The following is an 11,013-nucleotide window of genomic DNA, read 5'->3' as shown; positions in this document are numbered from 1 at the left end:
AATCCACCCCGAAGGGCTTCATCGTTCGACTTGCATGTGTTAAGCACGCCGCCAGCGTTCGTCCTGAGCCAGGATCAAACTCTCCGTGAATGTTTCCGGGATATCCCGGTGAACACCACGAGAGCGGAACCGTCGGGAGGAATAATCCCCACGATTCACTGCGTCCTCGCTAGTGCGCCTCACCCCGGTGTGGGAGTGAGGACTTTTTCAAAGGAACCTCCAACCCACCAAAGGTGGGCCGGGGTTGTCAATCTGGCGTTGACTTTTGGCACGCTGTTGAGTTCTCAAGGAACGGACGCTTCCTTTGTACTCACCCGAGAGACTCTCTCAGGCTTTCCTCCGGGCAGTTTCCCTTCGGTCTTGCGTTTCCGACTCTATCAGATCTTTCCGATCCGATTTCCTCGGTGCCTTTCAGGCTTCTGCTCCAGCCTTTCGGCTTTCCGCGTTTCCCTTTCCGGCGGCTCCGACTCTATCAGATCCTTTCGGGCCTGATTCCCAGTCAGCGGGTTCGTCTTCCCGGCTGTTGGGCCGTTCCGACGTCCCAAACTTTAGCGGATTCCCCCGGCGGCTCCTAATCGGGCCACCGAGTCCACCGTGAATTGAATTCGGGCGTGCCGAATTCACTCCCGGTGGGAGATCGTGCTGCTTGTTTGGGTGCCGCTTGAGCGGCGGAGGTGCTGCCACGGGGCCGACTGGCCGGGTGACAACTCGGAGGACTCTAGAGATCTCCCGGCCCCGTGTCAATTCGGTCCTACTGAGGCCCCTGGGCCGAGGGGTCCACGGTCGCCTGGTGCTCCTGGGCGAGGTGCTCCTCGGCCTTGAGCCAGGGCAGGAACTGGGCGGGTTTTCGCCAGCCGCAGGTGTCGCATCTGATGGTGCGGCGCGGCCCCGAGCGCTGTACCCGCACCGTGTGCTCCCGGCCGTGCTGGTCCCAGCGACTGACCTTGCTCGTGGTGGTGTTCGGCAGCATGACGCCTCCTCCGCGGCCCCTGTGGGCGCGCGTTCCGCAAGGAGTGTGCAGCAAGAGCAATATCAACAGGGGGGTTTTCGTGGTGCGTTGTGTGTCTCGCCGGCGTCGCGCCGCCCGGGAACGACGGAAGCGGCCCGGGAGCGCGATGTGCACGCTCCCGGGCCGCTTCTGTGGTGCGGGACCCCTTAGGGGTCCAGGCCTGGGTTCAGGCCAGGCTTCAGACCTGGGTTCAGCAGCCGACGAGGCGCGTCGCCAGGTAGCCCTCGATCTGGTCGAGCGAGACGCGCTCCTGCTTCATGGTGTCGCGCTCGCGGACCGTGACGGCGTTGTCGTCGAGGGTGTCGAAGTCGACGGTGACGCAGTACGGCGTACCGATCTCGTCCTGACGGCGGTAGCGGCGGCCGATGGCGCCCGCGTCGTCGAAGTCGATGTTCCAGTTCTGGCGCAGCGCGGTGGCGAGTCCCTTGGCCTTCGGGGACAGCTCCGGGTTGCGGGACAGCGGGAGGACCGCGACCTTGACCGGGGCGAGGCGGTGGTCGAAGCGCATGACGGTGCGCTTCTCCATCTTGCCCTTGGCGTTGGGCGCCTCGTCCTCGACGTAGGCATCGAGCATGAAGGCGAGCATCGAGCGGCCGACACCGGCGGCGGGCTCGATGACGTACGGGGTGTAGCGCTCGCCGGCCTCCTGGTCGAAGTAGGAGAGGTCCTGGCCGGAGGCCTTGGAGTGCGCGGAGAGGTCGTAGTCCGTGCGGTTGGCGACGCCCTCGAGCTCGCCCCACTCGTTTCCGCCGAAGCGGAAGCGGTACTCGATGTCAGCGGTGCGCTTGGAGTAGTGGGAGAGCTTCTCCGCCGGGTGCTCGAACCAGCGCATGTTCTCCTCGCGCATGCCGAGGCCGGTGTACCAGTTCCAGCGCTGCTCCATCCAGTACTCCTGCCACTTCTCGTCCTCGCCCGGCTTGACGAAGAATTCCATCTCCATCTGCTCGAACTCGCGGGTGCGGAAGATGAAGTTGCCGGGCGTGATCTCGTTGCGGAAGCTCTTGCCCATCTGGGCGATGCCGAACGGCGGCTTGCGGCGCGAGGTCTGCTGGACGCTGGCGAAGTTGGTGAAGATGCCCTGGGCGGTCTCGGGGCGCAGGTAGGCGACGGAGCCGCTGTCCTGCGTGGGGCCGAGGTGCGTGGAGAGCAGGCCCGAGAACTGCTTGGGCTCGGTGAAGGTGCCCTTGTTGCCGCAGTTGGGGCAGTTCAGGTCGGTGAGGCCGTTCTCCGGCTGCTTGCCGTGCTTGGCCTCGTACGCCTCCTCCAGGTGGTCCGCGCGGAACCGCTTGTGGCAGGAGGTGCACTCGGTGAGCGGGTCGGTGAACGTGGCGACGTGGCCGGAGGCCTGCCAGACCTCGGTCGCCAGGATCACGGACGAGTCGATACCGACGACGTCCTCGCGCGAGGTGACCATGTAGCGCCACCACTGGCGCTTGAGGTTTTCCTTCAGCTCGACGCCCAGCGGCCCGTAGTCCCAGGCGGCGCGCTGGCCGCCGTAGATCTCGCTGCACGGGTAGACGAAGCCACGGCGCTTGCTGAGGCTGACGATGGTGTCGATCTTGTCGGCGGCCACGGTGCTCTCTTCATTACGACGACGACGAAGCGATTGCTGCTTCAGAGCGAATGCGAATGCTTCAGGTTACCGGCGGCCTGGGGCTCCGGATCAAATCGGTTGGGGGTCCGTAGCCCGGGCTGGGGTGGGATGCCCGTTTCGGTGTGATCACGGAGACAGCTTGTTGACAATCGTTTCCAGATTTGTTGAAAATGAGTGTCATGAACGTACGCCGCCTCATACCCACCGCCGCCGTCGCCTCCGTCACCGTGCTCGGCCTCACGGCCCTGTCGGCCTGCTCCGCCTCCTCGGGTGACGGCAGGAACAGTGACGGCAAGCTCGAGGTGGTGGCGTCGTTCTATCCGATGCAGTACCTGGCGGAGCAGATCGGCGGGGACCATGTCGCCGTCACCAACCTGACCAAGCCCGGCCAGGAGCCGCACGACCTGGAGATCAGCGCCAAGCAGACCGCGGACCTCCAGGACGCGGGTGTCGCCCTCTACATCAAGGGCCTCCAGCCGGCGGTCGACGACGCGATCCAGCAGTCCGGGATCAAGACCAAGGTCGATGCCGCCTCCCTGACGCATCTGGAGAAGCACGGCACCGAGGTCGGCGGACACGCCGAGGAGCACGACCACGAGCACGGCGGCGAAGGCGGCCGGGATCCGCACATCTGGCTGGACCCTGTGAAGTACGCCGAGGTCGCCGAGGGTGTGGGCAAGGCCTTCGAGAAGGCCGACCCGGATCACGCGGCGGCGTACAAGAAGAACACCGCGGCGCTCGTCGGCAAGCTCGGCGGGCTGGACACGCGGTTCGAGGACGGGCTGAAGAACACCGACTCGAAGGTGTTCATCACGACCCATGCGGCCTTCGGCTATCTGGCGGAGCGGTACGGGCTCACCGAGGAGGCCATCAGCGGCCTCGACCCGGAGAGCGAGCCCAGCGCGGCCCGCGTGAAGGACCTCCAGAACATGGCGAGGGCCGACGGGGTGACCACGGTCTTCTACGAGACGCTCGTCAGCGACAGGACGGCGAAGACCCTCGCGGGCGACGCGCACCTCAAGACCGATGTGCTCGACCCGCTCGAAGGCATCACGGACAACTCCAAGGGCGACGACTACATCCAGGTGATGGATTCGAATCTGAAGGCCCTGCAGAAGGCGCTCGGCGCCAAGTGACCACGGAGGACAGCGGTATGGACGCAGCGGTGAAGGCCGGCGAGCCCGTCATAGCCCTGCGCAGCGTGACGGCCGAGCTCGGCTCGCGTCCGGTGCTGCGCGGCATCGATCTGACCGTGCGTCGCGGTGAGGTCGTGGCCCTGCTCGGCGCCAACGGTTCGGGCAAGTCGACGGCCGTTCGCACGGTGATCGGTCAGGTGCCCGTCAGCGGCGGCGAGGTCGAGATCTTCGGTACGCCGCGGCGGCGGTTCCGGGACTGGGCGCGGGTCGGGTACGTGCCTCAGCGCACGACCGCCGCGGGCGGCGTGCCCGCCACGGTCACCGAGGTCGTGTCCTCGGGGCGGCTGTCGCGGGCCCGGTTCGGGCTGCTGCGCAAGGCGGACCGTGAGGCGGTGCGCCGGGCGCTGGAGCTGGTCGGGATGGCCGACCGCGCCAAGGACTCGGTGGACGCGCTCTCCGGCGGCCAGCACCAGCGCGTGCTGATCGCGCGGGCGCTGGCCTCCGAGCCCGAGCTGCTGATCATGGACGAGCCGATGGCGGGCGTCGACCTGGCGAGCCAGGAGATTCTGGCTCGGACGCTGCGGGCGCAGGTCGCGGCCGGTGCCTCCGTACTGCTCGTCCTGCACGAGCTGGGCCCTCTGGAGCCGCTGATCGACCGTGCGGTCGTGCTGCGTGACGGCTGCGTCCTGCACGACGGGCCGCCGCCGGAGGCGGTGGGCCAGCACGCGCTGCCGGGCCACGACCACGTCCACCCGCACACCTCGGATCTCACCCCCGTACGCACAGGACTGCTGAGCTGACATGGAATTCCTCGACTCCGCCTTCATGCAGCGGGCCCTGATCGCCGCGGTCCTGGTCGGCATCACCGCCCCCGCGATCGGCATCTATCTCGTCCAGCGCCGGCAGGCCCTGATGGGCGACGGCATCGGCCATGTCGCGATGACGGGCGTCGGCCTCGGCTTCCTGCTCTCCACCTCGCCCGTGTGGATGGCGATGGCCGTCTCCGTGGTCGGCGTGGTGATCATGGAGCTGATCCGCTGGTACGGGAAGACGCGCGGCGACATCGCGCTCGCGATGCTCTTCTACGGGGGTATGGCGGGCGGCGTGATGCTGATCAACCTCGCCCCCGGCGGCTCGACGGCGAACCTGCAGAGCTATCTCTTCGGCTCGCTGTCGACCGTCTCGCAGAGCGACCTCGTGTCGATCTGCGTCCTCGCCGGGTTCGTCGCCCTGGTCACGATCGGTCTGCGCAGGCAGCTGTTCGCGGTCAGCCAGGACGAGGAGTTCGCCCGGGTCACCGGCCTGCCGGTGCGCGTCCTGAACCTGCTCGTCGCGGTGACCGCGGCGGCCACCGTCACCGTCGCCATGCGGGTCGTGGGCCTGCTCCTGGTGTCCGCGCTGATGGTCGTCCCGGTGGCGGCCGCGCAGCAGCTCACGCGGAGCTTCGCGGCGACGTTCGCGATCGCCGTGGCCATCGGCGTCACCACGACGCTGGGCGGCACCATCACCAACTACTACGTCGAGATCCCGCCCGGCGCGACGATCGTGCTGCTGGCCATCGCCGCGTTCATCGTCTTCAGCCTGGTCGCCGCGCCGCTGGCCAGGCGCAGGGCGCGGGCTGCGGCGAGCGCGGCCGGTGACCCGGCGGAGTGCGCGATTCCAGGCCGGATCCCCGGTCAGGCCGGGGCCGAGGTCTGACCCGGGCACCCCGCGGCCTGGCACAATGGGCCGCCGGCAGCAAATCCGAGGAGGCAACAGTGGGAGCCCCGGTTCGAGGCAGGTCGACCCGCCAGCGTGCGGCCGTGGCGGCGGCGCTCGACGAGGTGGACGAGTTCCGCAGTGCCCAGGACCTCCACGACGTCCTCAAGCACAAGGGTGACTCGGTGGGTCTCACGACCGTCTACCGCACCCTGCAGTCCCTCGCCGACGCGGGCGAGGTCGATGTCCTGCGCACCTCGGACGGCGAGGCCGTCTACCGGCGCTGCTCCAGCGGCGAGCACCACCATCACCTGGTGTGCCGGGTGTGCGGCAAGGCGGTCGAGGTCGAGGGCCCGGCCGTGGAGAAGTGGGCCGAGGCGATCGCCGCGGAGCACGGGTATGTGAACGTGGCGCACACGGTGGAGATCTTCGGTACGTGCGCGGAGTGCGCGGGCGCCGCGGACGCTGCCGCGGAGAGCTGAGCCGCCGTCTCTTCCGTGTGCTGTGCGTGTGGGGGGTACTTCCGGGTACCCCCCACAGGCGTCTGATCAGCTGTTGGCGATCTGTTCCTCGTTCGGGATGGCGCCGCCGAAGCGGCGGTCCCGGGAGGCGTACTCGAGGCAGGCGCGCCACAGGTCGCGGCGGTCGAAGTCGGGCCACAGGACGTCCTGGAAGACCATTTCGGCGTAAGCGCTCTGCCACAGCAGGTAGTTGGAGGTGCGCTGCTCGCCGCTGGGGCGCAGGAAGAGGTCGACGTCCGGCATGTCCGGGTAGTAGAGGTACTTCGCGAAGGTCTTCTCGCTCACCTTCGACGGGTCGAGGCGGCCGGCCTTCACGTCCTCGGCGATGGCCTGCGCGGCGTCGGCGATCTCGGCGCGGCCGCCGTAGTTCATGCAGAAGTACAGGGTCAGCTTGTCGTTGCCCTTGGTCTGCTCCTGGGAGATCTCCAGCTCCTGGGCGACCGACTTCCACAGCTTGGGCATGCGGCCCACCCAGCGCACCCGTACGCCCAGCTCGTCGAGCTGGTCGCGGGTCTTGCGGATGAAGTCGCGGTTGAAGTTCATGAGGAAGCGGACCTCGTCGGGTGAGCGCTTCCAGTTCTCCGTGGAGAAGGCGTAGAGCGAGATCGCGCCGACGCCCATCTCGATCGCGCCCTGGAGCACGTCCATGACGCGCTCGGCGCCGACCTTGTGGCCCTCGGTGCGCGGCAGCCCGCGCTCCTTCGCCCACCGGCCGTTGCCGTCCATCACGATGGCGACGTGCTCCGGCACCAGCTCGCCGGGGATCTTCGGCGGCCGCGCGCCCGTCGGGTGCGGTTCGGGCGTCTTGTACTCACGGCGGGACCGTCCGAGGATTCCGCGACGTGCCATGTGGGCTCTCCCCTAGCTCAGTTCTAGCTTTTTGCTCAGTTCTAGCTTTTCTCTACGTAACGCAGCGAGCGCAGTCCGCGCTCCAGGTGCCAGTGGAGATACGCCGACACCAGTCCGCTGCCCTCTCTCACGAAGCGTGCCTCGCACGCGTCCGCCGTCTCCCAGTCGCCGGTCAGCAGCGCGCCGAGGAGGGTGAGGGCCTGCGGTGAGGGTACGACGCTGCCCGGTACACGGCAGTCGACGCAAACCGAGCCGCCCGCGCCGACGGAGAAGAACCGGTTGGGGCCCGGGAGGCCGCACTTCGCGCAGTCGCCGAAACTCGGGGCGTAGCCGTTCACGGCGAGGGAGCGCAACAGGAAGGCGTCGAGGACGAGATGGGGTTCGTGTTCGCCCCTGGAGAGGGTGCGCAGTCCGCCGACCAGGAGGAGGTACTGCTGGACGGCCGGCTCGCCCTCGTGGTCGGTGAAGCGCTCCGCGGTCTCCAGCATGGCCGTGCCGGCGGTGTAGCGGGCGTAGTCGCTGACGATGCCGCCGCCGTAGGGGGCGATGGTCTCGCTCTGGGTGCACAGGGGCAGCCCGCGCCCGATCAGTTCGCTGCCGCGCGCGAAGAACTGCACGTCGACGTGCGAGAAGGGTTCGAGCCGCGCCCCGAACTTGGACTTGGTCCGCCGCACACCACGTGCCACGGCGCGCACGCGCCCGTGATTGCGAGTGAGCAACGTGATGATGCGGTCCGCTTCACCGAGCTTCTGGGTGCGCAGCACGATGCCGTCGTCACGGAAGAGACTCATCGCGCACCGCCGCGGGTCTCCGGCTGGGGGTACGGGGGTCGTCCCCCGGGAGACAACAGCATGATGCGGTCCGCTTCACCCAGCTTCTGGGTGCGCAGCACGATGCCGTCGTCACGGAACAGGCTCATGGCCCCTATTCTCGCCTACGCCGAAAGGGTGGGGTCAGGGGACCTCTTCTCGCCTACGCCGACGCGGGTGGGGTCAGGGGACCTCGCCGCGGCTCCTGGCATTCGCATAGGCGGTGGCCGCCCGCAGCCGCTCGGAAGTCGTCGCCACCCGCACGGTGTCCGGGGCGCAGTCCCATTCGCGGCCGCCTCCGAAGGGCCGGAGCTGTACGTACGGACCCTCGTGCCCCATGACCCGGCCCACCTGTCCGGTGCTGATGTCGACGGCGTAAGAACCGATTGGCGGCTTCATCGGCGTTGGCTCCTGTCCATACGTTCCGTGCGTTTCCCGGCGGGCGGCAGCGTCAACCGAAACAACGGCCCCATTCCACGCGCAGACACGGGACGCGGCGCTGAATCGTCAGCGGGGTGACGCGAGAGGCAATTCCCGATCTCCGGTGCGGGTATTCGCCCAGCTCTTCCCGCACCCCCGATCGTGTGCCCGAGCCGCCGTTCCGCCCACGTCAGGTGGCTCCCCGCCGCCGTCGAATTTCACGCTTCCCACCCAGGGAGCGGCGCGCGCCAAATAGACTGCGAAGGACCTCTGGGTTCTATGCGGCGAGGGAAAATTCGAACACTAAATTCGCAAACAGGGATGCTCGATACTGTGCGAAGCCGGATGAATGTGCGCGCGTAACTCCACAGATATCCAGCGCACTCACTCGACGCCTCTCGTCTCCTGTTCCGCGCGCGCCTCTATGCCCCGGAAGTGGTGCGCCATGGCCCGCTGCGCGCCGACGGCGTCCTGGGCGCGCAGGGCCGTGACGATGTCGCGGTGGCGGCTGACGGTGACGTCGGGGGCGGGGTCGCTGGACCAGGAGCGCGCGCCGGCGACGCGGTCGAAGACGTTCCAGAACGCGCCGAGGAGCTGCGGGATCAGCTCGTTGCCCAGCGAGCGGTAGAGGGTCTCGTGGAAGTCCCGGTCGAGGTCGGCGAAGGGCACGTCGGCCTCGCCCGCCGTTGCCATCCTGCCGACGATGCCGTCGAGCCGGTCGAGGATCTCCGCCGGGAGCGGTGCCGCGGCGACCCTGCGGATCAGGCCTTCCTCGAGGATCTCGCGGACCTGGAGGATCTCGGCGAGGGCGTGCGCGTCGGCGGCGGGGCGCAGCAGGGTGCGGAAGGTGAGGCCGTCGGCGAGCGGGGTGAGGGAGGCCTGGCCGACGTAGGTGCCGTAGCCGTGTCTGATCTCGACGATGTCGAGTGCCTGGAGGGCCTTGAGGGACTCGCGTACGGAGTTTCTGCTGACGCCGAGTGATTCCATCAACTCGGCCTCGGTGGGCAGCAGTTCGCCGGGATGCAGCCCTCTGTCCAGGATCAGCTGGGTGACCGCGCGCTGGACCTGCTGACTGACGCGGCGGTGCCGTATCGCCGGGTTCCTGGGCTCCTCAGACATGCGGGGCATCGTAGGCGCAGCAGACGTCCCACGTCCCATGTCGGGACCAAACTTCTTCCCGCCCGGCGCCCGGAGCCTTCCGGACACCCTCCGGGCTCCCTCCGGGCTTCTCTGCGCGATCTCTTGACCGGCCCTCCCGGCGCTCTTATGGTCACGTCGCTACCAAGACGTAGGACGTTGGATCTCCCGCGCATCTCCCTCTCTGGAGGCACCATGAGCGACCACGAGACGACCGGCCGCCGATCTTTCCTCAAGTACACCGGCGCCCTCGGCGCGGCCGCTGCCATCTCCACCTCTCTGTCGGCCTGTTCGTCCGGGCCGAAGTCCACCAACGACACGGGCGGCGACAAGGGCGGCGGATCCTCGCTGACCGCGGTCATCGGGTACGGCAACGACGGAAGCTGGGACCCGACGCAGACCGCGTCGGCCTTCGCCATGGCCGGTAACCAGCACATCTACGAGGGGCTCCTCGACACCGACCCGATCACGCGCGAGCCGTACGCGGCGCTCGCCACGAAGGTGCCGACGGACGCCGAACTGGCCACCACCTCATGGAAGTTCACCCTGCGCGCGGGCGCCAAGTGGCACGACGGCAAGCCCGTCACGGCGGACGACGTCGTGTTCGTCTTCGACCGGATCCTCGACCCGGGCACGCAGTCGCTCGCCAAGGGCTTCTTCGAGAGCTGGCTCAAGGAGGTCAGGAAGACGGGCGACGACTCCGTCGAGCTCGTCCTCAAGTTCCCGTTCCCCGACGGGGCCGCGCGGCTGACCCTCGCCAAGATCATGCCGAAGCACGTGTTCTCGAAGCCGGGCGCGTGGGACGACGCGACCAAGGGCAAAGCCGTGGGCTCGGGCCCGTACCGGCAGACCTCGCACCAGCCGAAGACGAACACCACCTTCGAGGCGTATCCGGACTACAACGGGCCGCGCAAGGCGTCGTTCAAGAAGATGAACTGGCTGACCATCGTGGACGCGGCGCCCCGCGTCGCGAAGATCTCCGGTGGCAGCGCGGACGCGCAGATCGCGGACAACATCCCGTACGCGAACATCGCGCAGCTGAAGAAGGGCGGCCTCACCGTCGAGGGCGGGGCCGGGATGAACAACCTCTTCCTGATGTTCAACACCGCGCACAAGCCGTTCGACGACGTGCGGGTGCGCCAGGCGCTGCACTACGCCATCGACAAGCAGAAGATGATCGAGGTGGCGCTCAAGGGGCACGGGAAGGGCGCGAGTTCGTTCCTGAACGAGGGCAACCCCGACCACCGGCCGGCGAAGACGGTGTACGACTACGACCCCGAGAAGGCGAAGAAGCTCCTCAAGGACGCCGGGGTCAGCGGACTCTCGGTCTCCCTGATGTCCGTCAACGTGTCGTGGATCATGGACTGTCTGCCGACGATCAAGGCGTCGTGGGACGCGATCGGCGTGAAGACGACGCTCGACCCGCAGGAGACCACGGCCGTCTTCACGAAGATGGACCAGAAGAAGGACTACCAGATCGTGGCGGCCGCCTCGAACCCCAACCAGTTCGGTCTCGACGCCGACCTGATCATGCATTACAACTACGGCCCCTCGAACCTGTGGATGGGCTACGCGCGCTGGGCGGGCAGCTCCGACGCCAAGCACCTCTTCAAGCTGATGGACCAGGCGACGCGCGAGCCGGACCCGGCGAAGAAGAAGACGATGATCCAGGAGTACATCGACATCGTCGCCGAGCAGGCCGTGCTCTACCCGGTCGTGCACAACGAGCTGATGACGGCCTGGGACCCCAAGAAGATCACCGGTGTGCAGGCGCAGCCCTATCCCGGGATCAACGTGCTCAAGGCCAAGCCCGCGTAACGCGGCTTTCTCGCAAGGGAGT

12 protein-coding genes and 1 rRNA gene are annotated in these 11,013 nt (G+C 67.8%); 5 read left to right on the top strand and 8 right to left on the bottom strand.

The window, feature by feature from the left end:
* The 3 genes from ACIPWY_RS12745 to ACIPWY_RS12735 form a co-directional block, all read right to left on the bottom strand.
* Positions 1 to 90: ribosomal RNA gene (locus ACIPWY_RS12745) — 16S ribosomal RNA — on the bottom strand; the annotation flags it as partial.
* A gap of 661 nt (positions 91 to 751) precedes the next feature.
* Positions 752 to 970 carry a hypothetical protein gene (locus tag ACIPWY_RS12740; protein ID WP_100594289.1) on the bottom strand — a complete coding sequence of 73 codons (219 nt, stop codon included), beginning with the start codon at positions 968 to 970 and terminating at the stop codon, positions 752 to 754.
* Between the two features lie 229 nt (positions 971 to 1,199).
* Positions 1,200 to 2,582, bottom strand: coding sequence for a glycine--tRNA ligase (locus ACIPWY_RS12735; RefSeq protein WP_362902664.1), 1,383 nt, complete (start codon positions 2,580 to 2,582; stop codon positions 1,200 to 1,202).
* Between the two features lie 200 nt (positions 2,583 to 2,782).
* Between ACIPWY_RS12735 and ACIPWY_RS12730 the strand changes: the two genes are divergently transcribed.
* Genes ACIPWY_RS12730 through ACIPWY_RS12715 form a run of 4 tightly spaced genes read left to right on the top strand, consistent with a single transcriptional unit; the run spans position 2,783 to position 5,919 of the window.
* Positions 2,783 to 3,739 carry a metal ABC transporter substrate-binding protein gene (locus ACIPWY_RS12730; RefSeq protein ID WP_362902662.1) on the top strand — a complete coding sequence of 319 codons (957 nt, stop codon included), beginning with the start codon at positions 2,783 to 2,785 and terminating at the stop codon, positions 3,737 to 3,739.
* A 17-nt stretch (positions 3,740 to 3,756) separates the two neighbouring features.
* Entirely contained in the window at positions 3,757 to 4,539 is a 783-nt protein-coding gene (locus tag ACIPWY_RS12725; RefSeq protein ID WP_362902660.1) for a metal ABC transporter ATP-binding protein, read from the top strand.
* Position 4,540: 1 nt separating this feature from the next.
* On the top strand, positions 4,541 to 5,437 hold the full coding sequence (locus tag ACIPWY_RS12720) for a metal ABC transporter permease (protein ID WP_362902658.1): 897 nt from the start codon (positions 4,541 to 4,543) through the stop codon (positions 5,435 to 5,437).
* 59 nt (positions 5,438 to 5,496) lie between these two features.
* Complete coding sequence (locus ACIPWY_RS12715; protein ID WP_362902656.1) at positions 5,497 to 5,919, top strand: transcriptional repressor; 423 nt, start codon at positions 5,497 to 5,499, stop codon at positions 5,917 to 5,919.
* A 66-nt stretch (positions 5,920 to 5,985) separates the two neighbouring features.
* Here the strand turns inward: ACIPWY_RS12715 and ACIPWY_RS12710 are convergent, their stop codons facing one another.
* From ACIPWY_RS12710 to ACIPWY_RS12690, 5 genes are all read right to left on the bottom strand, one after another.
* Entirely contained in the window at positions 5,986 to 6,807 is an 822-nt protein-coding gene (locus ACIPWY_RS12710; RefSeq protein ID WP_100594284.1) for an isoprenyl transferase, read from the bottom strand.
* A 41-nt stretch (positions 6,808 to 6,848) separates the two neighbouring features.
* Positions 6,849 to 7,598 (bottom strand): DNA repair protein RecO, encoded by a 750-nt coding sequence (gene recO, locus ACIPWY_RS12705; RefSeq protein ID WP_362902654.1) that lies wholly within the window; start codon positions 7,596 to 7,598, stop codon positions 6,849 to 6,851.
* The gene (locus ACIPWY_RS12700; RefSeq protein ID WP_389542819.1) at positions 7,595 to 7,726 is read right to left on the bottom strand and encodes a hypothetical protein; all 132 of its coding nucleotides are present in this window, start codon (positions 7,724 to 7,726) and stop codon (positions 7,595 to 7,597) included. Before ACIPWY_RS12700 ends, recO begins: the two co-directional genes overlap by 4 nt.
* A 73-nt stretch (positions 7,727 to 7,799) precedes the next feature.
* Positions 7,800 to 8,015 carry a hypothetical protein gene (locus ACIPWY_RS12695; protein ID WP_100594282.1) on the bottom strand — a complete coding sequence of 72 codons (216 nt, stop codon included), beginning with the start codon at positions 8,013 to 8,015 and terminating at the stop codon, positions 7,800 to 7,802.
* 405 nt (positions 8,016 to 8,420) lie between these two features.
* Positions 8,421 to 9,164: a FadR/GntR family transcriptional regulator gene (locus ACIPWY_RS12690; protein WP_362902652.1), complete on the bottom strand. Its 744-nt coding sequence runs from the start codon at positions 9,162 to 9,164 to the stop codon at positions 8,421 to 8,423.
* A 204-nt stretch (positions 9,165 to 9,368) separates the two neighbouring features.
* Between ACIPWY_RS12690 and ACIPWY_RS12685 the strand changes: the two genes are divergently transcribed.
* Positions 9,369 to 10,991 (top strand): ABC transporter substrate-binding protein, encoded by a 1,623-nt coding sequence (locus tag ACIPWY_RS12685; protein WP_362902650.1) that lies wholly within the window; start codon positions 9,369 to 9,371, stop codon positions 10,989 to 10,991.
* The last annotated feature ends 22 nt before the right edge of the window (positions 10,992 to 11,013 follow it).

The organism is Streptomyces sp. NPDC090032, assembly GCF_044748025.1.
Taxonomy (GTDB): domain Bacteria; phylum Actinomycetota; class Actinomycetes; order Streptomycetales; family Streptomycetaceae; genus Streptomyces.
The sequence above is the reverse complement of the archived record's forward strand: the minus strand, read 5'-3'. Positions and strand labels throughout refer to the sequence as shown.